Consider the following 24,163-nt stretch of genomic DNA (forward strand, 5'->3'; position numbering starts at 1 on the left):
GGGTGGTGTCACGCCTGCCTCGGCGTGACACGGAGAACGGGCCGGGGGCCGGCCGGTGAGGGTCCGTCATGAATGACCGGCCCGGGAGCGGCCGTGGTGAGGCCCCGTCTGCGCGGTGCCCGGTCGTCGGAGGAGCGGGTCGGGACCTGGCCGGCCGACACCGGGAGCCGGGGGTTGAGGGGCGGGGAACGGCCCGGCCGGGCCGTTCCCCGCCCCGTGCCGTTCCGCGCGAGGCGGACGTGGAGTCAGGGGCGCTGCGCCACGTCCTCGCACAGAGCCGTGTCCAGGAGTTCGTGCAGTTGGTCGGCCGGTGGGTTGACCTGGAACAGCGCGTTGGTCACGACGGACGCGTGCCGGCCGTTCTCGGCGACCATGGTCTGCGACATGTAGCCGGGCGCCCCGCCGCTGTGGCCCCAGGCCACGATGCCGCAGGACAGCTCCTTCCTGCCGATGCCGAGGCCGAAGCCGACACCGGGTCCGGCCTCCCGCACCTTCTGCATCTCGGCCAGGCCCGCGGCCGAGACGACCCTGCCCGCGAGCAGCGCCCGGTAGAAGGCGGTGAGGTCCTCCAGCGTCGAGATCATCGCCCCCGCGCTGCTGAAGAGGGACGGGTCGTAGGTGAGGACGGGCGTCCAGAAGTAGAAGCTCCCGGCGCGTACGCCGTGATAGCCGCTGACGGCCGGGGTGGGCAGGGCGCGGTCGCCGGGGGCGGGGAAGACGGTTCGGCTCAGGCCCAGCGGTTCGATGACGCGCCTGGTGACGGCCTCGTGCACCGGCTGCCCCGTCACTTTCTCCACGAGCATGCCGAGGACCAAATAGTTGGTATTGGAGTACGTGAAGCCGGTCCCGGGTGCGGAGACCGGTGCATGGCTCAGCCCCTTGCGCACCAACTCGGCCAGGTCGTACGTACCGTCCGGGTTGGATACGGGCTTGTCGACGACCGGCTGAGGGGTGTACGCGGCGAGGCCGCTGGTGTGCTGGAGCAGCTGGCGCACGGTGATGCGGGTGCCGTCGTAGCCGTTGCCGGTGACCACACCGGGCAGGTAGTCCGCGATGGCCGCGTCCAGCGAGATCTTGCCCTCGTCGACCAGTTGCAGCACCACCGCCGCGGTGAAGGTCTTGGTCTGGCTGCCGATGCGGAAGTGCTCGTCCGACCGGATGGGCCGGTCGCTGTTGAAGGTGCCCGTACCGGCCGACAGCGTCCAGGATTCGCCGGCTCCCCCGGCGTGGATCGCGGCGCCCGGGCCCGCGTCCGCCTGGAACGCCTTGAGCGCCGCGAGTGTGGCGGTGTGGTCGTCCTCGGCCGTCCGGGCATGCGCCGCCGGGGCAGCCGGCGTCAGCATCGCCGCGCACACGGCGCCGGCCACGAGGGAGAGTTTCGTCCTGTTCCGTTTGATCACCATGGTGTCCACTCCTTGGAGAAAGGTCGCTGTGACGTCAGTTCGTTGCCGCTGTCGCGAAGGCGGCCTCCAGGCGCGGGACGTAGTCCGCGAACGCGGGGGCCCAGCAGCCGTAGTTGTGGCCGCCGTCGCAATCGGGGGAGAGCGATGCCCCGTTGCCGTAGTCGACGAGCCGGCCGGGGATGCCGAGCCGGTCCAGACGGGCCTTGACGGTGGCGGCGGCGGTCGCGGTGTGGGCGTCGATCAGGCCCCGGTCCCCGGTGTAGAGCGTGACCTCGGTGTCGTGGAGCTTGGACAGGTTGGCCGAAGCGGCGGGATCGTAGGCGTTCCAGAGGTGGTCGGCACCCAGAAACGGGTACGGCGAGCCGAAGACCGCGTCGCTGTCGACGTACGGGCCGTAGCCGGTGCACTTGCCGGTGCCGGACGAGGCGGAGGAACTGCTCACCGCGCACCAGGCGCCCGTGAGGTTGAGCTCTGTGGCCAGGACCGCCGCGCGGACCTCTGCCATGGCGAAGTCGATCCCGCCGGACAGCGAAGCCGTGTGGCCGAACAGGTCGGGCCGGACCTGGGCGTAGTGCAGCGCGCCGGAGCCGCCCATGGACAGACCGACGACCGCCCGGTGCGCGCGGTCGGGAACGGTGCGCAGGTTGGCGTCGATGTAGGGGATGACCTGCTCCAGGTGGAAGGTCTCCCACCTGGCCGCTCCCACCGCGGTGTTCTGCATCAGCCAGTCGGTGTACCAGCCCCTGAGGCCGCCGTCCGGGACGACGGTGATCATCTCGTCGGAGCGCAGGGCGGGGGCGCCCACCGCGTCGTTCACGCTGCCGCCGCCTCCGTGCAAGAAGTACGTGACGGGCCACCGCTTATCCGGGTCGGCGGCATATCCGCGGGGCAGGAAGACGCGGATCCTGTGCGGGCCGGACACCTGCGGTGTGGTCACGGTGATCGTGAAGTCGGTGCTGGAGTGCACCTCGGTCGCATCGGCGACCTCCGTCAGGCCGAAGCCGTCGGTGAAGTCGGGGACGACCGGTGTGTCCGCCCGGGCGGCGGGGCCGATGAGGGCGTTCGGTAGCAGGGCCGCGAGCAGTACGCCGATGGCGCGAAGGCGGCGAGGCGTCAGAGATCTCAACCCGGCGTCTCCTCTGTGTGATGGGACCGGCGAGGCCGCCGGCTCGACAACGGTGGCGTTCGCGCAGCTCAGGGAACAGGCCAGGAGACCGGCCATGTGTGACCGGTCGTCACGCTACGCTCTAGCCGGCCTTTGGTACCCGTGCGAGCTGGGAGCCCGGATTGACGGACGAACTAGGCGCGCTCCTACGCCGGTTGCGCAAGCGCACTCGCCTCACGCAGGAGCAGTTGGCGGAGCGGTCCACGGTGAGCGTGCGCACCATTCGCAGGCTGGAGACGGGCAGGTCCACCGATCACCGGCTGAGGACACTGCACCTGCTGGCGGACGCCCTTGAGGTCGGGACGGAGGAGCGGAGGCAGCTCACGGGCACCCTGGACAGGGTGCAGCAGGGAGCGGTCGCCGAGCCGCCGGAACCGGCACCGGCCGAGTCGCCGGGACCGGCACCGGCCGCACCGGCCGAGTCGCCGGGACCGGTACCAGCCGCACCGGCCGAGTCGCCGGGACCGGTACCAGCCGCACCGGCCGATCCGCCGGCCGGCGGGCTCGCCGATGCCGCTGCCTCGCTGGCCCGTGAGGTCCGGCGCCGCTGGCAGCGCGAGGAGGGGCACCGCCGCGTCCACGATCCTTTTCCGCTCCCCGTGCGATGGCAGCCGGTTCCGGCCGAGTTGATGGACCGCCCGGAGAACATCCAGCGTCTGCAGCCGGGAGCCACGCCCCAGGGGCTGGATCTGAGCGGCGACCTGCGGAGCGTGGTCGAGACCTACCGGAGCATCGCGTCCAGGAGACTGGTGATACTCGGCCGGGCCGGCTCCGGAAAGTCGGTGCTGGCCATCAAGTTCGCCCTCGACCTCCTCACGGCCCCCGCCGCTCCGGCCCGGGTGCCGGTGATCTTCAGCATCGGGTCGTGGGACCCGACCACCACCACGTTGCGCGACCTCCTGGTCGACCGGCTCCTACGGGATCATCCGCACCTGGCCCGCCAGGTTCCCAGCGGCTCGACGCTGGCCGCCGCGCTGGTCGACGCCGACCTGATACTGCCGGTCCTGGACGGGTTCGACGAGATCGCAGAAGCCCTGCGCGCAGCGGCTCTCGAAACGCTCAACGCCACCTCGCTTCCGCTGGTCCTGACCAGCCGCAGGGACGAGTACGCCCGTGCGGTCCGCGCGGTGCACGCACCGTTGGTGTGGGCCGCCGGCATCGAACTCACCGACCTCACCGTCGAGGACCTCGCCGCCTATCTCCCCCGGACCGACCGGCTCGTCGCCCACGGCGGCGAGGACGGTGGTGGGGGTGTGTGGGATGCCGTCCTGGAGCGGCTGCGGGTCCGTGACACGCCGGCGAGCACCCGGCTCGCCAAGGTGCTGCGCACCCCCTTGATGGTCATTCTGGCGCGGACGATGTACAGCGAGGCACCTGGGAAGGACCCGGCGGAGCTGCTCGACACCGCACGCTTTCCCACCGCGAGCCACCTTGAGGAACACCTGCTGGCGGGCTTCGTACCCACGGTCTACCGGCGCCGCGCCCCCGAACGGGTCGACGTCGGCCGCAGGCGGCGGGACCGGGACCCGGGCCAGGCCCAGCGCTGGCTCGGCTATCTGGCGCACAGTCTGGCCCAGGGCACGCACGACCAGCAGGACCTCGCCTGGTGGCGGCTCGGTCAGAACCTGCGGGTCTCCACACGCGTCCTGCACACCGTGCTGGTCTCCGCGCTGTGCATGGCCATGGCCACCTGGCTCGTGCAGCTGCTCGCCACCGCCTCCGGGCACGTCGAACCGGCAGGGCCGGGACCGTCCTTGTTGTACGGGGTGCTGGTCGGGGTGTTCTCCGGTACCGCCTTCGGCATCACGTACTTTGCGCTGGCCGTGTTCGGCCGGACCACCGCCGTTCCGTCCCGGGTGCGGCTCAGACTGTCCGCCGCGGACCGTCGGGCCGGACGGAGACCCGTCCGCACGTTCTTCACCCGCTTCGGGTTCATGCTGCTGGGGGGCTCGGTGCTGGGAATCGGGTACTCCTGGGCCGTCGCCCTGGTGAGTGTGCTGGACAGCGAACTCACCCTGTCGCACACGGAACTGATGAAGATCGTGCTCATCAACACGCTGCTCTACGGGCTGATCATCGGCCTGACGGCCGGGCTGGTCTTCGGGCTCCTGGCGGCGTTCGAAGCGCCCATGGACATCACCGCCGCGGCCACGCCGATCCGGCTGCTGTCCGTCAACCGTACGACGGCGGGCCGACAGCTCCTCGTGCTCGTTCCGGCACTCGGTCTCGGAGTCGTCCTGTGCGGGTACGCCGTGGTCCATCTGTTCCAGGGACTGCTGGGAACACTGCGCTGGCCGCTGCAGGAAGCTGTTCTCCTCGGGGCGGCCGGAGGGCTGGGCGGGTCGACGTCCTACGTGCTCGCGTTCACCGCGTGGGGACAGTGGCTGACACTGTCCCGGGTCTGGCTGCCGATGACGCGCAGACTGCCCTGGGACACGGTCGCCTTCCTGGAGGACGCCTACCAACGGGGTGTGCTGCGCCAAGCCGGTGCCGTCTATCAGTTCCGCCACATCAGGCTGCAGCGGCACCTCGCCCGGTCCTACCGTCATCGGCACACCGACCGCACGCCGGACGACGCCGGTCAAGCCCGCTGACGGGCACTGCCACGTCGACTGACCGGGCGGGACGGTCTTCCGGCCGGTCGTACTGGGAGGGGTCGTCCGAAACGGTCCCGGACATCAACGAACGGCCAGGTCCTGTCCGTAGCGACCGGCCATGCCCATGGGGGTACGGCCGTCCGGGTCTGCGAGCTCCGGATCAGCCCCGAAGGCCGGCAACCCCAGCACATTCAACGACGTGGAAGCCATCACGACCCGCGCCCTCCCGGTCAGCATCCGTCCGGCGGCCGCCGACACTCCGACACACGCCTGAACTCCCGGTGACGGACGCGGGCGTCATCAGAAGCCGTATCTCAACCGATCCCGAAACGTGAGCTCCTCCGTTCCTCACCGGGCCGGCCAATCACACGCGGGGCCGCTGTCCTGGCCGTTCAGGTGCCGGCACCGGGAACCGCCGAGGACCGACACGAGCGGCGGGCCGGACGTGACGGATCGGAACTTACCGGCGCAACACACCACTTGACGGGTGAAAGGGTGGTAAAGCAGGGTGTGGAAGACCTGTTCATTTCGTGGGGTGCTTCACCGGAACGACACGATTGGCAGGCGGACTTCCGTACAGTGTTCCCGCTGCACGCCGGGCCGTCCGCCGTCCCGGCAGGTGCACGTCCGTTCGGGCCGCCTCCGCGGCCCTCGGACGTGAGGGGGATGTCGATGTCCGTGGAAGCGGAACGGCGCGGGGCGATGGCGGTCCCGTCCGGCGAGGAGGGCCCGGCCGGGCCGCCTGACCTGCACAAGGAGTTACGACTGCTGGCCGGTGAACCGCAACTCGCCTTCCAGCGGGCCACGCTGGAACAACTCGCCGTGGCCGTCGAGCACGGGAAGGGCCTTACCGCCTGGTCCGGCGGCGGGCTGGTAGCCGCCTACGCGGGCGAGGGCGCCCTGGCCCCGCGGACGGAGGGCGCGGCCGTATGGGCGCGACGGCTGGGCTCCGCCACAGCCGTACTGGCGTACGCCCCGCTGGTCCTGACCTGGTCCGGGCTCGGTCTGGCCATGTACGCCCACCACGAGGCACGGCAGGACCCTTCGGCGCGGCTGCGGGGTACCTTCCTGGAGATGTGACAGCAGGGCTTCGCCGGCCACCTGCCCGGTTTCCTCCGGTTCGACGCCCTGGTCTGGTACACCATCACCCTGCTGGTGCTGGTGGTGGCCGTCACGCTGGCGTGGCGGAGCACGCAGCACCGGGCGGACGAGCAGGACCGCGGGCTGCTGCGGCGGCCGGCCCACGCGCTGGCGCGGGTCGAGGCGGCGGCGGTGGCGGCGGCCCACACCGAGCCCCGGCGGTTCACCGAGGAGTTGCAGGGGGCGGCCGCGGAACTGCGGGCGCTGCTGGGGTTGTCGGACCGCGCCGGGGAACTCTCGCAGAAGCTGCTCGGCCAGGCCGTGGCCGCATCCGCCGAGGCGGTCTCGGCGACCCGGACCATGGACGCGTCGGCGGCCGCGCTGCGCGAGGCGGTGACCTCGGTCGCGGCCGCCTCCCGGCAGACGGCCGCGGCTGCCGGACACCTGACCCGCGGGGCGGACGGCTTCGGGGAGGCGGTCCAGGCCTCGACGGCCACGCTCACCACCGGCATGGTGGCCGCCGCGGAGGAGGCCGCCCGGCGGATCGTCGAGGCGGTGACGACGGCGTCCGGACATCTCACCGAGACGAGGAGGCCGCCCGGGAGGTGCTGGCCCGGGCCGCCGCGAAACTCGGGGCGCGGGTCGCGGCGCCCGTATCGCTCGCCGTCGTCGGTGAGTTCACCGTCGGCAAGTCCCTGCTGCTGGGCGCGCTGCTGGGCCGCCCCGACCTGCTGCCGGTGGAGGAGCGTCCCGCCACCGGCAACATCACCGTGCTGCGGCTGCGCGAGGGCACGGCGGGGGCGGGCACCCGCCTCGGGGACACATCGAAGATCCACTTCATGACCCGTGACCGGCTCGCCTCCTGCGTCCGGGGAGTCGGCGATGCGGTCTGCGGTGCCGAAGGCGGTCGTGTCACCGCCGGTGGCGGCCAGGAACTCGGCGCCGAGGATCACGCCCGGGCCCGGCATGCTGGTGATCACCTCGAAGTCGCGTTGCTCGTGCAACCGGGCTTCGATCGCTTTGTCGATCTCGGCGGTCTGGCGGTTGGGGACCACTGGGTTAACGCAGCGAAGGCCGTGTCCACCTTCTCCGGTGTCTCGCTCCCGCAGGGCAGCTGATGCTGCTCGCCCGGCAGGAGGTTCGGGTGTCTGTCTCGGTTGGCGAGCGTCGACGTTGCGCTGCCCGGTTCGTCCCTGTGGGTGAGGATGATGCCCCATGTCACGAACCCCCACCGTCGACCAGGCCGGTCTCGTTAAGTACAGCCTCCGCAACGCCGGACCGCGCCCAAGGCGCTCCACGGACGACGCCGTCTGAAGTCTTCCGCTGACGGCGTCGTCCGTCGCTCGTTGCCCACCCCGTGGCCAGGTCCCGCTCGAGTGGAAAGACTATGGAACGGCTGGAATCCTAGGAGGGGGAACCCGTCGCTCAGGTTGAGGAGCGGACCATGGGCCTGTTCACCGGACAGAGTTGGCATCAGTGCGGCAAGGTGATCACCGCGATGCGACACGAGGGTGCAGATCCGGCGCACAAGGACTAGGCGGACGAACCACGCGCCGCGACAACTCACAGCGCTGCCCTGAAGGCCAGCTTCAACATCGAGCCGTACTTATCGAGAACTTCGATCAAGCGAGTATGGAAGATGCCAAATGGCCGAGATACATATCGATACCAGCAAGCTTACTTACACGCACTTTGCGATACCTGAGCAGAATACGGGGTGGATCGAGGGGGTCAACGCTCCGAGTCTCATTTTGAACCCAGGAAGATACAGCTTCCAGGTAGCCTCACGATTGCCAGCAAGCTTTCAATTTACGGTCACCCCCGATGGGTTGATTGACTATCCCGTACTGAACGATGGCTTTCTCGATGGTCGCGGTACGACCACCCTGGGAGTCAAGGGCTTCACGATAACGCTGGATGGGACATCCCTCTCGCATGCCCTCTTGCCGCTCAACGTAGCTGGGGTGGGTACCTTAAGCCGAGAGCAGGCTCACGAGCTGACCCTTCCACCGGCGGTTGGGTACGGATTCCAGCCGACCTCGCGAACCGTTGCTGATTTCCGGTTCGATGTGACCACGGACGGCAAGGTGGTCATTGATCCACGCTATTCCGGGTTCGCGCAGGCCAGCGGGCGCAACCTGACCATTCGCGGGTATACCGTGTCGGTCGACGGACGGCAACTGTCGCATGACTTGTTGATGGCGAACATGTATGGCCCTTCGACCGTCCTACACCGGGACCGAGTGGAGGCATTCACCTGCATACCAGCGGCTGGATATGGGTTCCAGCCGACCTCGCGAATCGAGGCTGATTTCCGGTTCGATGTGACCACGGACGGCAAGGTGGTCATTGATCCACGCTATTCCGGGTTCGCGCAGGCCAGCGGGCGCAACCTGGTGATCAACGGCTATCGGGTCTGCTTGGACACTAGCGAGCTCACGGAGAGCCTCAGCCCGTCACTACTCAACTACACAGGTGGGCCACTCTTGCCCGGGCTGTCCACATTGACCGTTATACCCGCCAACGGCTACACACTTTCGGAGCAAGACGGTAGGGTCTTCCAATTCAGCCTCGACGCCATGGGGATTACCCAACTCACAAACGCACCCGGCGGGGTGACCATAATGTCAGATCGCAGAATCTGTGGCGTCCCAGACGACATTGTCACTGACCTTCAAATTAAGTTGTATGGTTCTCCGAAGAGTCGGTGGTCGCGGAGAAATCTTACCTATTCGATCGATCCCGCGAAGGCGATGGGGCTCACACCTACCGAGATTTACGACATCGTGGGAAACGCCTTCTGGCAATGGGAGGCAGCAGATTATCCATTGATCACCCTAGAACCCGCAGCTGGCACCGCTGATATCCAGGCTTCATTCGGCGGCGCCGAGCTGAATAAGGATTTCGGCACCCCATTGGGAGTGTTGGGGTCTGGCAAATTTCCCGAAATTGGAAGGCTGTACTTCGACTCCGCAGAACAGTGGACAACGGAGAGACTTAGGAACGTCGCCCTCCATGAAATCGGCCATACCCTCGGCCTGAGGCATTCGAACGATCCCGCGTCGATCATGTTTCCTGTCAGCACGGAAGCACAATCGATAGACCCAGAGTCTCGCGATGCGCTGCGCCGGCTCTATGGATGGCACGACCAGGTACACCTCAGCGATCGGGCAACGAGCGATCGGCCGGCGCTAGCAGCAGCGGGGCGTGTGAGTTTCACTGTCTCAACCGTAGCGCTACATATGGTCTGGAAAGGCAGCAGGGATGACCATAGTTTCTATGAGTCAACGCTCGTGAATGGTGACTGGAGCCCACAGAGCCCTATCCCAGGACCATTTAGCTCGACGCACAGCCCCGCGCTCACGAGCTACGCCGTCGGCGACGGAGTCTCAGGATTGATTATGACATGGAGGGGCAGTGAGGGTGACGATAGCCTTTACTGGGCCAAGAACGACGGCACTGAGTGGACAACGCCCCAGCCTATCCCGGACGTCGGATCGAGCCACCGCCCAGCCACCGCCAGCTTCGGCGCATCGATCCATATGGCCTGGAAGGGCGTCGAGGACGATGGCGGCATCTATTGGTCGAGGCTCACGGAGGCGGGATGGGAACCGCAACGAAATGTATCCGGTGTCGGGACCTCTGATTCGCCTGCCCTAGTCGCCTTCCGCGGCAAGCTATTCATGTTCTGGAAAGGCTCTCGTGACGATACCAATATTTGGTTTTCGTCGCTTGATGAGGATAGTACCGAATGGCAGGCGCAACAGGTCGTTTCCTATGTGAGCTCAGAAGCACCCGGGGGTACCTCTGTCAGCACCCCTGTTCATGTTGGCACGAGTCGCGGGCCATCTGCCACAGTGGATGGGAATCGAATCATGCTGGCGTGGAAAGGAGCCAAGGATGACGGGGGGATCTATTTCAGCATGTTCGATGGCAACGGGTTCACAGGACAGATCAACGTCTTCGGAGTAGGGACATCCCAGGGCCCGGCAGTGTGCAGCTTTGGCGAAACACTATTCATGGCGTGGAAGGGAAGTGAAGCCGACAATACTATCTGGTGGTCGCAGTTGTAGACGGGGTCAGCCCGGCCCTTGCTGGTGAGCTCGCGTACTGGTGCAGACGCAGCTGCAGATGACCTGAATGCCGTGAACGCCCCAGATGACACGGCCAGTTCGATACACCCAAGCAAACCCACGTCTGTAAGGGAGGGCCACGGCCGCGTCGCCCGTTGGTTCGGCATCGAGCGCCCTCCGCAAGGCGCGAACCCGCAGCCTTTTGCCAGTGGTGCCAGAAAATGAAGAGCCGCTGGTCAGCCGCCCGATACTTTCTGCTGCGGCCTTTGTCGGCAGTGAGCCGGTGGCCGAGGCCCGGGACGCTGCCCGGCGCTTTCTGATCGAAGTGCAGGCCGGTCACGGCATCCCGGTACGACCCGTACCATGGGCATGGTGCAGCTGGTGGTCAGTGAGCCGGTGACGAACGCATACAAATACGCGTTAGGACCGTGTCTGCTGGACCTGGAGGTCGACGGCGGCGCCGTGGAGATCAGCGTCTGGGACTCCGACCCGACCATGCCCAGAGCCCGCGCTGCTGACCCCGGGCCGGGTCGGACAGCACGGGCTCGAAATCGTGATGGGCGTGTGCCAGAGCTTCGAGGTGCGTCGCGAGCCGGTGGGCAAGCGCATCAAGGCCGCGGTCGTGCTGGCCGACGATCCCGGCGGAGACTCGGCCGGTCGCCAGCCCTGACATCAGCGCCGGGGCAGGGGGACGACTCCCTGGGCGTCGTCCCCCTGCCCTTGATCCAGGACCGAAGCGACCGTACTCAGCTCGCGGCGGAGCCGCTGGACGTCGTCGTCCTTGGCCGCCAGAATCGACAGCAGCAGTTGGTGACGTTCCTTGAGCTGCGTGAGCTCGGTGTGGGTGCGGGCGAGTTTGCCGGTGAGCCGCTGGTTGAGATCACGCAGCCGGGCGATGCGGGCCTCGCGCGGGTCGGGCTGCTGACCGGCTGCCCAGGCGGCTGCCCGCCGCTTCTCGAACTCGTCCTTGAGGTGGCCCCAGGTCCGATAGAGGGATGCGCGGGAGATGCCCGCCTCGCGAGCGAGCGTCTTGACGTCGCAGGCGCCGCCGGGCGGGATCTGCCCGGCCAGTAGCCGGTCGATGGCCGCGCGGATGCGCCGCTCGATCTGGTCGCGCTGCTGGTGGCTCAGTGCCATGTCATCCGGCCTTTCCGGCTGCCGTGTCGATCTCTTCGAGAACCCGCATGGACCGCTCGTGCTCGGCCCGTAGCCGGGCCTTCTCCGCGGGCGGGATGCGCGGGCTGGCCACCAGGACGGCGCCGTTGTCAGCTGTGGTCTGCCAGACGGAACGGTGAACGAGGTGGTGGGTGGCCTGGGGGCAGCGGGAGCTGTCACACAGCCCGGTCAGCGGAGCTGCGGCGGACTTGGTGCCGGCAAGCTTGAGACACAGGGCCTTCGCCGGGTCCTCGAACCAGCAGTAGTTCGCCGCGGACAGGTGCAGGGCCGACGCCTTCTTCTTCAGCAGCAGCTCGATCTGCCGGTCGGTGACCACCTTTGCCGGGCCCGGCTCGTGGTTGGCCAGTTCCTGCTCGACGGCGCAGAAGGAAGCCAGGAGCGTGTCGGCTCCCGGGCCGGCGGGCATCTGGCCTTGTTCGAACTGCCGGTATGCCTCGACGGTCCGCTTGAGCTTCTCCTTGGCCTCCTCCTTCTTCCATTCGTGGTGGAAGACGGCCTGGGCGCCGCCCGGCCGACCGGCGTATCCCTCGCTGGTGGCCACCTGAAGGTGCTTGAAGTGGACCTTGGTGGCCAGGAGTCCCCCCGGGCGGGCGGCCATCTCGACAGACAGCGTCCGCCGCAGGCGGCGGGGGTGCACCGGCTCGTCGGGGATCGGCTCCAGGCCCAGGCGGCGTCCGGCGGGCGAGGCGACCCACTGCCGCAGCCAGGTCATGGCCCCGTTGGAATTGAAGCCGTTGAACGCGCCGAACAGCGGCTGGCCAGGTCCGGAGTCGGTGAGCTGCTCGGCCAGGGCGATGACACGTACGACTTCCTCGACGACGACCCACTCGTCGACCTCGCCGCCCCATAGGCGCCCTTTGACGACCTTGCTGACCAGGCGGTGCCGGGCCAGGCCGGTGCCGTCGGTCTCGTCCGTGCGGCGGCAGCCGACCGTCAGCTCCATCAGTTCGCTGGACCGCATCCCTGTCAACGCGGAGGTGGCGACGGTGCAGGCGTGAGCGGCGATCCGGATCAAGGCATCCGAGGACCTGTTCGACAGGGGCAAGGACCAAGGGATCAACTCGCCGGTGTCCGCGCGAGGGGCGTCGGCAGGGTCGCGACACCACAGGTACTCGGTGCCGACCTCGGCGACCGCCTCCTCCAGCAGTGGCCGGGCCTGGGCGAAGAGGGCCTTGTGAATGTCGCGGTGTCCCGTCGGCCGCAGCAGGTGCTGGAAGTTGGCTGCCAGCAACGGATCCTTCGGGTCCCACCCCGAGCGCAGGCGCTTGGTCACCTGGAAGTCCTCAATCCGCGGCAGCGGCTGGCCCGTCCGCAGATGTTCCTCGACGAGCGCGCCAAGCCGGTCGCCGTCCCGCAGATTCCTCGACCACTCGACGTTACGCCAGGACTCGCGTTCGGCCTGCAGCTGTGTCCGCAGGTCCACGATGTGCGGTCCGAGCACGTCGACCAGGTGCAAGCACGCCGTCAGCAGCGGCCGCAGGACCTCGTCACCCAAGGGCTCGGTTTTGATCACCACCTGCGGCCGGGACGGTGCCCCGGTCACGACGCGGGGCGATCGTGGGCCCCAGGGCCGGAAACCGGGCCGGTGTCGGTCGGCCGACAGCAGTTCGCCGTAGTCAGTGATGTCCTGCATGGCGGAGACCACCGTCCGCAGCGAGGAGCCGGCCTTGTTCCGCAGGACAGCGCCGGTCTCCTTGTCCCGGACGACGCCGTACTCGCGCAGGAACGCCTCGCAGTGGTCCTGGGTGACCGCGGCGAGCGTGGTGAGGCGGCGCTCGTGCAGCCAGTTCAGCCAGAACGTGAGGTGGTAGACGCGGGCATAGATGGTGCGAGGGTGCCGCGGGAGCCGGCGGGCCCGCGGCAGGGCGAGGACGCGCTCGTCCTGGGTGGCGATCCAGGCCAGGGCGAGTTCCTTGGCGACCACGCGCCAGGGCCGGTGGGTGATCCGGTCGAACAGCACGTTCTTCTCCGTCACCTTCATCTGCACCGGTGCATCGGCCCAGCCGACGAACGACCACACGTCGTCCTCAAAGCGCGGCCGCGGGCAGCCGCTCAGCCAGTTCAGACGGGCGATGGCGGCGATGTCGGCGCCGGCGAACACCGACCCGTGCGCAGGCTCGGCGGAGACAGGAAGCAGGCTCATGACGTTGTCTCCTCGGCTCGCAGCGGCAGCTCGGCGTCCTCGTCATCGACGTCGCGCTGTGCCGCCGCAAGGGCGGCCTTCTCGAACCGCGGCAGGATGTCCGCCGAGAGGCGACGGGCGTAGGGGGCGAAGACGGCGGCGAACTGCTCACGCGGCATCTGGCGGAACTGCCGCGCGAAGAAGGCCTTCAGCCGCAGCAGATTCGGCAGGTGACGCGGGGAGAACAGCGCCAGCGGGCAGAGCAGGCAGACCCAGGGCCGGGCCGGACACGGCTGCCCCTTCGGTCCGTGCAGGCCGGCGAAGTGGTCGGCGCAGGCCCCGCTGAACACGTCCCGCTCACCCGACAGCAACTCGGCCAAGGCGCCCTCGGCCAGCCCGAGGCGGCGTGCTTCCTCCGGCAGCCCGGCGGCGCTGGCCGCCTCGTCGACGACCATCGGGGCACTCGCGCGGCGCAGCAGATCGCCCTGCGCGTCCCGGGCGATCTCCTCGACCACCGCCTTCTGCGCCGGGGTCGCGGCCGACAGGTAGTGATCACCCTCGACCTGCGGCGAGTGGTTCGGATCGACCGTCGCCCGCAGGGACCACTGCCGCTGACCCCGCTGCGCGATGAACGTCGTCCGCAGACGCCGGCGGTCGATGCGCAACAGATTGCCGTCATCCCCGCGCAGATCATGGGCCTTGACCCAGCCGCGCATCATGTACTCCTCGAAAGCCGCGCGGGCCAGCCGGCCTTGCCGCGTCACCAGCCACACGTGCTCGGCCAGCTCGGCCGGAGCATGCCTGCGCAGCAGAGCGCTGTGCTGCAGCCACTGCTCCAGCAGCCGCGACGCCCGCGGCGACAACACCAAGCTCTCGTCCGCCGTGCGGCCCTTGGCGTAGGACAGCAGCGTCGCCTGCCGCCCGGTCCAGCGGATCCCGGGCACCTGAAGGCCACTCAGCCCGTCCGGGACGATGCCGGTCCAGGCCGCCAGCAGCAACATGTAGGAAATCGCGTCCTTGTGGGACGGGAACAGCGCCGCCCTGGCCCGCTCGATGCCCCGGTGCCTCCCGGTGAACGTCCTCGGCATCAAGCCCAGGTGAGCGGCAACCTCCGTCCGCGTCACCGGGCCCATCCGCAGCATCAGCCAGGCCCCGTTCACCTCGCTCCAGCCGTCGACTGCCGGATCCTGCCCGCCCTCGGCGAGCGCGACCATCGCCCGCTGTGCCTCCCCCAGGCGGCGTACCTCCCGCTTGCAGAGGTCGATCAGCCGGTTCCATTCGGCCGGTGTGTAGGGCGGAAGCGGACCGTTGACGGTGGGGCGCGTGTAGTTCTTGCCGAACACCATCTGCCGCACCGGTTCGGGCAGCACCTGGTGCCGGGCGTCCAAGGCGCGCAGGATCGTGCGGGTGCGGTATTCGACCAGGTAGTGCGAGCGCAGCCAGAACGCACCGAGCACGGATCTGGTCAGCTCGGTCGCCGAACCGGTGAAGCCGTCCTCGGCCAGGTCGCGGACCATGCGACGCAGGGTGTAGGTGAAGCTCTTCACCGTGGTCAGCTTGGCGAGCGGTCCGTGAGGATGGATCGAGGCGGCAAGGCCCTCGGTCAGGTCGGCCGCCAGCTGCGGGTTGGGCAGGTCACCGATGACGATGACCGTCGACGTCCCGCCGGGCAGGGACAGCTTCAGCGCGAGCGGACCGCGCAGGACTTCGGCCGGCATCAAAGCTCCTCGGCGAGCTCGGCGTCGGCCTCGGCGAGCGCGGCCGCATCGACGACAGCGCGGGTCCGTTCCCAGGCCGCGCGGTAGATCCGATGGACATCCAGGCGTTTGAGGTAGACCTCCGTAGTGACCACGCTGGAGTGCCCCAGCAGGTCCCGCAGGATCAGCAGCGGATCGGCTTTCAGCAGGTAGAGCGCGAGCCCGGACGCATCTGCGGTCGCCGCGGCGAGCTGGGCGGCCTGCCGGTAGTGGCCCTCCACCAGCTTCTCCAGGGTGGCCATGGCGAAGGTGTGCCGGCACCGGTGCGGCGCGACGTCCGGAAACCGCGGCTCGAAGCGCTCACGGATCCGGCGGGCCGTGCGGCGAAACAGCGTGCCCCAGTCCACAAACGGCCGCCCGTCGTAGCTCAGCGCCAGCAGCAGCGACCCGCCCTGCGGACCGACCAGCCGCAGCCGTTCCTCCGGCCGAAGCGCCGCCCAGCGTGTGCGCCGGCCGTTGACCCGGCCACCGTAGAAGTCCGCCTCCTCCACCACCAGCGGCCTCCGCGGCCGCCACGACCCTTGCGACATCTCCCTGTCCAGGTCGATGTAGGAGTGCACCGCCGCCAGCGAGGCGTAGTCGATCCACGTCGTGCGGAACTTCCGCCCCTTGGCCGCCAACTCTGGGACCACCCACGGGATCGGCACCTCGGTCGGCTCAGCGGGCAGCGGCGGAACCTCATGAACCAGCAGGTGAGTGAACTCTCGGCTCCGCATCCCGGTGCCCAGCACCAGGTCGCCCATCGCCGCATTCCGGCCCGGGAACCGGCCGCGGAACGTCGCGTCCTCCAGCCCGTCCGGGCCCAGCCCGGCCAGGCCGTAGCGGAACAGATCGGCGAAGTCCGACTCCAGGTACTGCACCTTCACGTGCGGCTTCGGCCGCCGTAGCCGGGCCCGGTTGTGCCGGGTCTCCACCAGCCGGCCCTGCACCATCCGCTTGCCGGTGGCCACCGTGAACGGCACCGCCGCGGCCAGACCCTCGCCCTCGGCCCAGTCATAGAACCGGCTCAGCGCCGTGACCTGCAGCTCCCATGACGAGAACTCCAGCCGCTCGTCCAACGACCCCGACAGTCGACGGTCTGCGTATGTACCGAGCGCGGCCACCAGTTCCTGCCGCGTACCGAACACGGAGACACGGTGTCGCCGCAGATGCGTCAGCCAGTCCCGGGCCGCCAGCGCGTACGCCCGCCACGAATTCGGCGACGGCGCCCCGCTCGACGGCAGCGTACGAAGCCAAGCGTTCACCGCCCGCGTCGCCCGCGGGCCGCCCTCGTCCTCGAACAGGAAGTCGTCGTCGAACAACACCGGCATCCGCTCGGGGATCAACGGCTCGCCATCGAGCCCCCAGGACTGCCAGCCCTCAGCAGAGAAAAAGTGCACCAACACGCGGCGGGACGGTACGTCCGCGACACGACACTCATCAACTGCTAACCCCACGCCTGATCAACGGGAGTTGAGGAATGTGAGACACGCCAAGAAAGCAGCGACAAACAGGGTGCAGGTCGCGGCGGACGCGGACCCGGTCGGCGATGACGGCGGCATCCTCGGCATCGGTCTTGCCTCGCCGCGGTGGCTCTCCGAGGCGCGGTGGACGACCCGGTCGGAGATGTGGTGCACCGTCGGAGATGTGGTGCACCGACTGCTCGAGATCGAGAAGGATCGCGATGGCCAGGGTGACCCCGCCGTCGGCCAGGTCGGCACCCCAGGTCACCTCGTTGCCCGGGGCCAGCTTTCACGAGCCAGCCTCTCCGGGGCTTGATCGAGCGAGTGGAGAGCGGATCCGACCTCCAACGACGGGGGCTTGTCCGGGTCCTGTCCGCCGTCAGGAAGGAAGCACTCCCCAGGTGTGGAAGCGCAGTCGGGCGTGCCCCTCCACCCGTTGTGAAAGCGCTGGTCGCGGGTGCGGACTGTCAGGGATCCCGGGCCCATGCCTCGACGCCCGGGCTTCCGACGGCAGCGCTTGGTCGGCCTTGTCCGGAACGGTGCAGCGGATCCTGCGGCGGCGCAGGTGGGCGCAGGGTCTTACGGGGAGACGGACGCCAATCACTCGCTCCCTGTCGTGGTCGTGGGGATGTCCATGTCTTCACTGGCGGTCGGCGATCCGCCCGTGGTGTGCGGAGTCGGATGCAGACCGTCGAGCAGGACGCGGATCAGGGCGCCGGGGAAGTCCGGGCCGTTGTCGATGCCGGCGAGCGCGACGAGGCCGTCGAGGATCTGTCCGAGAGAGACGTCGTCGCGTACTTCTCCGCTGCGTTGCGCGGCGCGGAAAAGGGGTTCGCCGGCCGCGATCGTACGGGAGCGGCTGGCGCGGAGGATGGGGGTGCCATTGGCGGATTCGGAGAGGAGGACGGAGGCGAGAGGTCCTTTGCGGGTGCCGAGGGCGTGGAAGCGCATGAGCCAGGCGAAGAAGGCCTCGCCAGGCGTGTCGCCACTGACGGATTCGGCGGCTTGGCACATGTCGTCGACGGTGTGACGGAAGAGTTCCTCGACCAGTTCGAGTCTGCCGGGGAAGTTGCGGTAGAGCGTGGCCATGCCGACGCCGGCACGTCGGGCGATCTCGGCCATCGACGGTGCGGCACCGGGTTCGGCGAAGGCCTCGCGGGCGACCGCGATGATCTTCGACCGGTTGCGCTCGGCGTCGGCACGTCGGGCAGGGGCGGGCTCAGCGCTCATGGCGGATGCTTCCTTCCTTTTGCGTCCGGAACCTCAGCGTACCGGATACCCTTCTCACTTCTCCTTGTAAACGGACAGCCTGTCCGCTACGTTAAGTGGACAGGCAATCCGCTTAGGACGGATCTGCTGATCAGGACACCAGGAGAGGAACAACCATGACCGCAACCGTGAGCGTCCCGCCCGTCGCCGACACCGCCCGCCGTGACATCCCCGCGTTCGTACGGGCCGGGGAGCGGATGATGTGGATCGGAGGCCGGCAGGTCACCGCGGTCTCGGGACGAACTCTGCCGAACACCGACCCGGCCACCGAGGAGGCGCTGGCCGGTGTGGGGCGCGGCGAGGCAGCCGACGTCGACGCCGCGGTCCGCGCCGCGCGCGCGGCGTTCACCGATCCCGCCTGGGCGGGAATGAGCCCCGACCGGCGCGGCCGGATCCTGAACCAGATCGCCGACGTCATCGAGGAGCACGCCGACGAACTGGCCACCATCGACTCGGTCAACATGGGCGCACCCCGCATGCTGACCGCGCACATGCTGGCCGAGGCGAGTGAGGTCTTCCGCTACTACGCGGGCTGGCCCACCAAGCTGTCCGGCGTGAGTGTTCCCGCAGGCAAGGACCGCATGGCCTACACCCGTAAGGAGCCCCTCGGTGTCGTCGGCATCATCTGGGGCTGGAACGGTCCGATGGGCCAACTGCCCGGCAAGCTCGCCCCGGCCCTGGCCGCCGGTAACACCGTCGTGCTCAAGCCGGCCGAGACCGCCTCGCTGAGCACGCTGCGCCTGGCCGAGCTGCTGGCCGGCACCGACCTGCCGGCCGGTGTCGTGAACGTCGTCACCGGCCTGGGCGCCGAGGCGGGCCAGGCGCTGGTCGCGCACCCCGGTGTCGCGAAGATCGCCTTCACCGGATCGACCGCGACCGGCAAGCTGGTCCAGCGCCAGGCCGCCGACACGCTCAAGCGCACAACGCTCGAACTGGGCGGCAAGTCGCCGTCGGTCGTCTTCGCCGACGCCGACCTCGACGTCGCGGTCCGCGGCGTGGCGGCCGGCTTCCTGGGTAACGCGGGACAGGTCTGCGTCGCCGGATCACGGGTGTTCGTCGAGGAGAGCATCCGCGAGGAGTTCGTCGAGAAGTTGCTGAGGACGATGGAGGCGTTCACCCCGGGCGACCCGCTGACCCAGGGCACGCTGGTGGGACCGCTCTCCACCAAGGCGCAGTTCGACCGTGTCAGCTCCTGCCTCGACATCGCCCGCGAGGAGGGCGCGAACGTGGTGACCGGCGGCGGGCGCTTCGGTGACCACGGATACTTCTTCGCCCCCACCCTCCTCGACGGCGTCCGCTCCGACATGCGCGTCGTCCGCGAGGAGATCTTCGGCCCCGTCGGCGTGATCACCACCTTCACCGACATCGACGACGCCGTCGCCCAGGCCAACGACACCGACTACGGACTGGCCGCCTCCGTGTGGACCACCAACCTCACCACCGCACACCGCATGGCCGCAGCCATCGAGGCCGGCACCGTCTGGATCAACACCTGGGCCGAGATGAGCACCGGCAACCTCCCCTTCGGCGGTTACAAGCAGTCCGGCCTGGGCCGTGAAGGCGGCCTGGAAGGACTCGACACCTACACCCAGGTCAAGACCATCCGCATCGCGCTGTGACCATGCCACCCCGCGCCTGAGCGGCCTGGCCGTCCTCGAGCGCGACACCGGCGTGCGCGGCCGTCTCGGACGGGCGGATGGTTCCGCGTGGGCTTGTCCGGGTCCTGATCAACCAAACGGAGAACGCCTCCGAACCGGGACGACAGGGCTTGTCCAGGGTCCGGTCGCCGCTGGGAAGAAGCACTCTCCAGGTGAAGAGGCGCAGTGGGTTCTCTCCGCGTCCGCGTCCGCGTCCGTGTCCGGGGCGGTGGGGCTGGTGCTGTCTCGCAGGCCGGCGCGGTGCTGATGGTGGAGACCGTCCGCCGGACCGGCCTGGACGCCGCGTTGCCGACGGCGCTGGAGCCGTGGCGCAGGCCGCGGGCGGTGCACGGTCCCGGCAAGGTCGTGCTCGACCTCGCCCTGGCCGTCGCGCTGGGCGGGGACTGCCTGTTCGACGTGGCCATGCCGCGGGCCGAGCCCGGCCTGTTCGGCCCGGTCGTCTCCGGCTCCGCCTGGCCCGCCACTGGCCCTGGACCCGGGTGATCACCACCGCAGTCGAGCGACTGCAAGCACTTCCGGTCCCCGGCCGGCCGGCAACGACGTCCTGTCCCGACGAGACATCCCGGCCGGAGCCGTGGAACCCGGTGCCCACCCGACGCGAGAGCCGGGCCGTCGGCCTGCCCTCCACCGGCCCGAACAGCCGAAACGGCGCGCCGGGCAAACCGGCGCACCGTCACGAAACTTCGAGGCTGACGGTTATTCCTTCTGTGCAGCGCGAGAACGATCATTATCCCCACGACCGCGCCGATGACGGCGAGGACGAGCCGAGTAGGCAGAAACCCGCCACCCTTGCAAGCGATGGTGCGCATCACATCGGCGGAGTACACGCCCTTCCCTGGAGTTGCTCACGACGGGTCACATCGCCGGTCAGAACGGCATGCGGCCACGGGCCCGCCGACCGGCCGAACCGCTGCGGCCAACAGCCTTGGAACTGCTGCGGAAGGGCTTGCTGAAAGCGCGACCGAGGATGCCGGGAGCCTTCCCTCCGGCTCGTGAACCGACGCCGAGCGTGCGCTGGGTCCCCCGTTGCGGGCGGTGGGAGAGGCGCGGCAGGAGGAAAGCAAGAACGGCGAGAACGACGCACACAGCGACAACTCCTACGATCACCATGAGGCAGCTCCTAAACGTGAGACGTGTCTGTCGGTTGCCCTGGAGACGGGAGGCCATGCGTCGAGCCACGCCTGCCCCCCCGGGGATCGAGCGCCTCCTTCGCGACCCGGGAGCGGTCGGCATCGCCGGTGCCGGCGTGCGAGCCGCGTCAGAGCAGGGCGCCTGGTGGCAGGTCCCGTACCGGCGCCGTGGCCAGTGGCGGCGGCCCGCGTTCTCCGGAACGGCGGCTGTGTCGGCGACCTTCGCGGGCTGTGATGTCCGCGAAGAGGGCGACGGACTCGTGCACGGTCGTCGTATCGCTCACTCGGCGTCTCTCCTTGATCAGCAGATCCGCCGTCGATCGGACACTCCCCCTCACTGCACAGCCGCCCTCGTCTGGGTCGTCCTGCGCGCCCGCGAGAAGGCCGCACACCGGCAAACCGCCGAAGACGACGACTTCCAGGGCAAGTCGGACGACACAGCGCCTGCCGGGCCCTGCGGCGCCAGGGCGAACGCCGGCGACCACTTGCTTCAGACGGGGTCGCTGGAGTGGATGGTGAAGATCTGGTCCAGGCCGACCAGGGTGAGGATGCGCATCAGGTTGAGGGGAACGGCATGCAGGGCGATGTCGGCGCCTGAGGCGTGGGCGTGCTGGCGGGCGGCGAGGAGAGCGGTGATGCCGGTGGAGTCGCAGAACTCCAGGCCGGACAGGTCGATGGCCAGGCACTGCCCCGGAGCGAGGGGGAGTTGCTCGGCCCGGTGGCGCAGGGCGGCGGCCTGGGCGTAGTCGAGTTCGCCGGCCACGTGCAGGACGGGGCCGGTTGCGGTGTCGTCGTGTGTGATGTTCAGCGGGCTCATCGTGGGTGGTTCGTTGCAGGGCGGGTGCGGGGATGGGTGGCGGGGACGCCGAGGGCGAGCAGTGCGGTGTCGTCGTCGAGACCGTCGCCGAGGCTTTCCAACAGCCCGGTCAGTGCGGTGATCACTTCCTGAGGTGTGGCGGGGGCGTGGCCGGCGGCGAAGGCGTGCAGGGCTTCTTCGCCGTACAGGTCGTCGCGGCGGGGGCCGGTGCGGGCCTCGGTGAGGCCATCGGTGTAGAGGAGGATCGTCTCACCGGGGGCGAGGGTGGTCTGGACGGTGCCGGTCGGGGCGGTGGGCAGGACACCGACGAGCAGTCCGCCGGGGGTGGGCAGGAAGTCGGCACGGCCGTCGGTACGCAGTACGAGAGCCGGCGGGTGGCCGCCGGAGGCGAGACGGACGGTGGCTTCGCCGGTTCCGGGATCCGGTTCGATGGTGCCGAAGACGCAGGTGCAGTAGCGGGGATCGCCGCTGGCGGCATACCGCTCGTGCAGGACGGCGTTCAGCGTGGTCAGCGCGGCGGCGGGCTCGGGGTCATGAAGGGCTGCGGCGCGCAGGGTGTAGCGGGTCAGCGAGGTCAGCGAGGCGGCCTCGGGCCCCTTGCCGCACACGTCGCCGAGGAAGAACGCCCAGCGCTTGCCGTCGAGGGGGAACAGGTCGTAGAAGTCGCCGCCGAGGCGGTCCGGCGCGGCGGTGTGGTAGTAGGCGGCTGCCTCCAGTCCCGGCACAGCGGGGAGGGTGTCGGGCACGAGGGACTTCTGGAGCACGGCGAGCGCGTCGGCCAGCCGTTCCCGGTCGGCCTCGGCCTGCCGCCGGGCCTTTTCGGCCTGGGCCCGCGCCTGCTCGGCGTCCTCGCGTCGGCGCAGCAGTTCCTCTTCGTAGGCGCGGCGGTCGGCGGCGTCGAAGACGGTGGTGCGGATCAGCAGCGGATCGCCCTCGCTGCCGTGCTTGACGACGGAGGAGACCAGTACCGGCAGCCGGCCGCCGCCCACCGTCTTCATCTCCAGGGCGATGCCGCGCAGCTCGCCCTGCATCCGCAGCAGCGGAGCGAAGTGGGTCTCGTGATACAGCTTCCCGCCCACGGAGAGCAGGTCCACGAACCTTCGGCGTCCGACCACGGCCTCCCGCTCCAGGCCCAGCCAGTCCAGCAACGTGGTATTGATCTTGGCGATGGTGCCGTCCATCAGCGTGGAGAGGTAACCGCAGGGCGCCGAGTCGTACAGTTCCTCGGCGCTGTCCTCCAGCAGCGCGGTGAACGCCGCGTCCGTACGCTCCCCGTCCCCTGTGCCGGTCGGCTCCTGCCCACCGTCCGTGCGGCACATCACGACAGTTCCCGCAGAAAGTCCAACAGCGCCGCCGTGGTGGCTTCCGGGGCGCTCAGCTGCGGACAGTGACCGGTCGCCTCGAGAGTGACCAGCCGGGAGGAAGGAATGGCGGCCTGTACGTAGGCGCCGACCTCCCGCGGCGCGATGACGTCCTGCGAGCACTCCAGAACCAGTGTCGGCACATCGACGCGCTTCAGGTCGTCGCGGCTGTCGGAGAGGAACGTGGTCCGGGCGAAGACCCGGGCGATGTCGGGATCGGTGGCACAGAAGCTGTTGGTCAGCTCCTGACCCAGCTCCGGCCGCTCCGGATTGCCCATGATCACCGGGGCCATGGCCGAGGACCAGCCCAGATAGTTCGACTCCAGCGAGGCCAGCAGCTCGTCGATGTCCTCCGTGGTGAACCCGCCGCGATACCCGTCGTCGTCGATGTAGCAGGGCGAGGGGGCCACCATCACCAGCACCCCGATCCGCTCCGGCGCGGCCTCGACCGCCAGCACTCCGACCATGGCACTGACCGAATGCCCCACGAACACGGCCCGCTCGAGATCCAGCTCCTCGCAGACCTCCACCACGTCGCGGGCGTAACCGTGCAGGGAGGAGTAGCGCTCCTCGCTCCAGGCGGACAGGTCCGAACCGCCGGAGCCGACGTAGTCGAACAGCACCACCCGGTACCGCTCCGCCAGCGCAGGCACCACCAGGCGCCACATGTTCTGATCACAGCCGAACCCGTGCGCCAGCACCACCACCGGCCCATCGGCACGGCCGGTGACCATCACGTTGTTCCTGCGGCGGATGTCCATGTCCATACCCACCATCCTCACATCCGGCCCAGCGCGCCCGGAAGTCGGTTCACGATCACCTCACACATCCGCGCACGCCACGGGAGCGGGCCAGGTCCACGGTGTTCATCGACGAGGTCTTCCGGGACACGCCCACCGAGACCGCGGCGGCGGGTCGGCCTGCGCGCACCGTCGAGAACGCATGGGCGGGACCGACGTACCCGCGCACGGTGTTCGCGGGTCTGGCCGCAGGCCGCGGCACCAGCGACCTCATGACCACGAGCCCGGAAGATGTCACCTCCCTGGAGGTGGTCCACGCCCACAACCGCTGAACCGTCGACGAGCTGCTCCGGCGCGGACAGGAGCAGGGCAC

General features: G+C 69.1%; 19 protein-coding genes and 2 pseudogenes. 8 read left to right on the forward strand and 13 right to left on the reverse strand.

Annotation, left to right across the window (positions count from 1 at the left end; genetic code table 11):
• Positions 1 to 245: 245 nt before the first annotated feature.
• Both ACFV5H_RS29340 and ACFV5H_RS29345 read right to left on the reverse strand, forming a co-directional pair.
• Positions 246 to 1,403 (reverse strand): serine hydrolase domain-containing protein, encoded by a 1,158-nt coding sequence (locus tag ACFV5H_RS29340; protein ID WP_385198006.1) that lies wholly within the window; start codon positions 1,401 to 1,403, stop codon positions 246 to 248.
• Between the two features lie 34 nt (positions 1,404 to 1,437).
• Positions 1,438 to 2,529, reverse strand: a complete 1,092-nt coding sequence (locus ACFV5H_RS29345) for an alpha/beta hydrolase (protein ID WP_385198007.1) — start codon at positions 2,527 to 2,529, stop codon at positions 1,438 to 1,440.
• 161 nt (positions 2,530 to 2,690) lie between these two features.
• On the opposite strand from ACFV5H_RS29345, the gene ACFV5H_RS29350 reads away from it, so the two are divergent.
• The 5 genes and pseudogenes from ACFV5H_RS29350 to ACFV5H_RS29370 all read left to right on the forward strand — a co-directional run bounded on the left by ACFV5H_RS29350 (position 2,691) and on the right by ACFV5H_RS29370 (position 10,988).
• Entirely contained in the window at positions 2,691 to 5,162 is a 2,472-nt protein-coding gene (locus ACFV5H_RS29350) for a helix-turn-helix domain-containing protein (protein ID WP_385198009.1), read from the forward strand.
• A gap of 675 nt (positions 5,163 to 5,837) precedes the next feature.
• Positions 5,838 to 6,245 carry a hypothetical protein gene (locus ACFV5H_RS29355; RefSeq protein WP_385198011.1) on the forward strand — a complete coding sequence of 136 codons (408 nt, stop codon included), beginning with the start codon at positions 5,838 to 5,840 and terminating at the stop codon, positions 6,243 to 6,245.
• Positions 6,246 to 6,850: 605 nt separating this feature from the next.
• Positions 6,851 to 7,363 carry a dynamin family protein gene (locus tag ACFV5H_RS29360; RefSeq protein ID WP_385198012.1) on the forward strand — a complete coding sequence of 171 codons (513 nt, stop codon included), beginning with the start codon at positions 6,851 to 6,853 and terminating at the stop codon, positions 7,361 to 7,363.
• Positions 7,364 to 7,891: 528 nt separating this feature from the next.
• Complete coding sequence (locus ACFV5H_RS29365; RefSeq protein WP_385198014.1) at positions 7,892 to 10,318, forward strand: matrixin family metalloprotease; 2,427 nt, start codon at positions 7,892 to 7,894, stop codon at positions 10,316 to 10,318.
• A 211-nt stretch (positions 10,319 to 10,529) separates the two neighbouring features.
• A pseudogene (locus tag ACFV5H_RS29370) lies at positions 10,530 to 10,988 on the forward strand (ATP-binding protein).
• Positions 10,989 to 10,990: 2 nt separating this feature from the next.
• On the opposite strand, the gene ACFV5H_RS29375 reads toward ACFV5H_RS29370, so the two are convergent.
• From ACFV5H_RS29375 to ACFV5H_RS29400, 6 genes are all read right to left on the reverse strand, one after another.
• Positions 10,991 to 11,455, reverse strand: a complete 465-nt coding sequence (locus ACFV5H_RS29375) for a hypothetical protein (RefSeq protein ID WP_385198015.1) — start codon at positions 11,453 to 11,455, stop codon at positions 10,991 to 10,993.
• A 1-nt stretch (position 11,456) separates the two neighbouring features.
• Entirely contained in the window at positions 11,457 to 13,637 is a 2,181-nt protein-coding gene (locus ACFV5H_RS29380) for a hypothetical protein (RefSeq protein WP_385198017.1), read from the reverse strand.
• Positions 13,634 to 15,334 (reverse strand): hypothetical protein, encoded by a 1,701-nt coding sequence (locus ACFV5H_RS29385; protein WP_385198019.1) that lies wholly within the window; start codon positions 15,332 to 15,334, stop codon positions 13,634 to 13,636. Before ACFV5H_RS29385 ends, ACFV5H_RS29380 begins: the two co-directional genes overlap by 4 nt.
• On the reverse strand, positions 15,334 to 16,758 hold the full coding sequence (locus ACFV5H_RS29390; RefSeq protein ID WP_385198020.1) for a site-specific integrase: 1,425 nt from the start codon (positions 16,756 to 16,758) through the stop codon (positions 15,334 to 15,336). The genes ACFV5H_RS29385 and ACFV5H_RS29390 overlap by 1 nt, the downstream gene beginning before the upstream one ends.
• Positions 16,759 to 16,792: 34 nt before the next feature.
• Positions 16,793 to 17,083 (reverse strand): hypothetical protein, encoded by a 291-nt coding sequence (locus ACFV5H_RS29395; protein WP_385198022.1) that lies wholly within the window; start codon positions 17,081 to 17,083, stop codon positions 16,793 to 16,795.
• A gap of 332 nt (positions 17,084 to 17,415) precedes the next feature.
• Complete coding sequence (locus ACFV5H_RS29400; protein ID WP_385198023.1) at positions 17,416 to 18,045, reverse strand: TetR/AcrR family transcriptional regulator; 630 nt, start codon at positions 18,043 to 18,045, stop codon at positions 17,416 to 17,418.
• A gap of 155 nt (positions 18,046 to 18,200) precedes the next feature.
• On the opposite strand from ACFV5H_RS29400, the gene ACFV5H_RS29405 reads away from it, so the two are divergent.
• On the forward strand, positions 18,201 to 19,703 hold the full coding sequence (locus ACFV5H_RS29405; RefSeq protein ID WP_385198025.1) for an aldehyde dehydrogenase family protein: 1,503 nt from the start codon (positions 18,201 to 18,203) through the stop codon (positions 19,701 to 19,703).
• A 285-nt stretch (positions 19,704 to 19,988) separates the two neighbouring features.
• A pseudogene (locus tag ACFV5H_RS29410) lies at positions 19,989 to 20,186 on the forward strand (IS1380 family transposase); the annotation flags it as partial.
• A 423-nt stretch (positions 20,187 to 20,609) separates the two neighbouring features.
• Here ACFV5H_RS29410 and ACFV5H_RS29415 read toward each other — a convergent pair.
• The 5 genes from ACFV5H_RS29415 to ACFV5H_RS29435 all read right to left on the reverse strand — a co-directional run bounded on the left by ACFV5H_RS29415 (position 20,610) and on the right by ACFV5H_RS29435 (position 23,811).
• The gene (locus ACFV5H_RS29415; RefSeq protein ID WP_385198027.1) at positions 20,610 to 20,852 is read right to left on the reverse strand and encodes a DUF6411 family protein; all 243 of its coding nucleotides are present in this window, start codon (positions 20,850 to 20,852) and stop codon (positions 20,610 to 20,612) included.
• Between the two features lie 148 nt (positions 20,853 to 21,000).
• Entirely contained in the window at positions 21,001 to 21,156 is a 156-nt protein-coding gene (locus ACFV5H_RS29420; protein WP_385198029.1) for a hypothetical protein, read from the reverse strand.
• A gap of 206 nt (positions 21,157 to 21,362) precedes the next feature.
• Complete coding sequence (locus tag ACFV5H_RS29425) at positions 21,363 to 21,689, reverse strand: STAS domain-containing protein (protein WP_385198030.1); 327 nt, start codon at positions 21,687 to 21,689, stop codon at positions 21,363 to 21,365.
• On the reverse strand, positions 21,686 to 23,008 hold the full coding sequence (locus ACFV5H_RS29430) for a PP2C family protein-serine/threonine phosphatase (protein ID WP_385198031.1): 1,323 nt from the start codon (positions 23,006 to 23,008) through the stop codon (positions 21,686 to 21,688). The genes ACFV5H_RS29425 and ACFV5H_RS29430 overlap by 4 nt, the downstream gene beginning before the upstream one ends.
• Positions 23,008 to 23,811, reverse strand: coding sequence for an alpha/beta fold hydrolase (locus tag ACFV5H_RS29435; protein WP_385198048.1), 804 nt, complete (start codon positions 23,809 to 23,811; stop codon positions 23,008 to 23,010). The genes ACFV5H_RS29430 and ACFV5H_RS29435 overlap by 1 nt, the downstream gene beginning before the upstream one ends.
• Before the next feature lie 101 nt (positions 23,812 to 23,912).
• On the opposite strand from ACFV5H_RS29435, the gene ACFV5H_RS29440 reads away from it, so the two are divergent.
• Positions 23,913 to 24,122, forward strand: coding sequence for a hypothetical protein (locus ACFV5H_RS29440; protein WP_385198032.1), 210 nt, complete (start codon positions 23,913 to 23,915; stop codon positions 24,120 to 24,122).
• The last annotated feature ends 41 nt before the right edge of the window (positions 24,123 to 24,163 follow it).

It is taken from the genome of Streptomyces sp. NPDC059787, assembly GCF_042732315.1.
GTDB classification, from domain to species: Bacteria; Actinomycetota; Actinomycetes; order Streptomycetales; family Streptomycetaceae; genus Streptomyces; species Streptomyces atrovirens.

Excerpts from the sequence above, each read along its gene's own strand:
- ACFV5H_RS29415 (WP_385198027.1), bottom strand. The coding sequence starts at position 20,852 with ATGGTGATCGTAGGAGTTGTCGCTGTGTGCGTCGTTCTCGCCGTTCTT.
- ACFV5H_RS29380 (WP_385198017.1), bottom strand. The coding sequence starts at position 13,637 with ATGAGCCTGCTTCCTGTCTCCGCCGAGCCTGCGCACGGGTCGGTGTTC.
- ACFV5H_RS29405 (WP_385198025.1), top strand. The coding sequence starts at position 18,201 with ATGACCGCAACCGTGAGCGTCCCGCCCGTCGCCGACACCGCCCGCCGT.
- ACFV5H_RS29355 (WP_385198011.1), top strand. The coding sequence starts at position 5,838 with ATGTCCGTGGAAGCGGAACGGCGCGGGGCGATGGCGGTCCCGTCCGGC.
- ACFV5H_RS29340 (WP_385198006.1), bottom strand. The coding sequence starts at position 1,403 with ATGGTGATCAAACGGAACAGGACGAAACTCTCCCTCGTGGCCGGCGCC.
- ACFV5H_RS29375 (WP_385198015.1), bottom strand. The coding sequence starts at position 11,455 with ATGGCACTGAGCCACCAGCAGCGCGACCAGATCGAGCGGCGCATCCGC.
- ACFV5H_RS29365 (WP_385198014.1), top strand. The coding sequence starts at position 7,892 with ATGGCCGAGATACATATCGATACCAGCAAGCTTACTTACACGCACTTT.
- ACFV5H_RS29425 (WP_385198030.1), bottom strand. The coding sequence starts at position 21,689 with ATGAGCCCGCTGAACATCACACACGACGACACCGCAACCGGCCCCGTC.
- ACFV5H_RS29400 (WP_385198023.1), bottom strand. The coding sequence starts at position 18,045 with ATGAGCGCTGAGCCCGCCCCTGCCCGACGTGCCGACGCCGAGCGCAAC.
- ACFV5H_RS29430 (WP_385198031.1), bottom strand. The coding sequence starts at position 23,008 with ATGTGCCGCACGGACGGTGGGCAGGAGCCGACCGGCACAGGGGACGGG.
- ACFV5H_RS29385 (WP_385198019.1), bottom strand. The coding sequence starts at position 15,334 with ATGCCGGCCGAAGTCCTGCGCGGTCCGCTCGCGCTGAAGCTGTCCCTG.
- ACFV5H_RS29435 (WP_385198048.1), bottom strand. The coding sequence starts at position 23,811 with ATGGACATCCGCCGCAGGAACAACGTGATGGTCACCGGCCGTGCCGAT.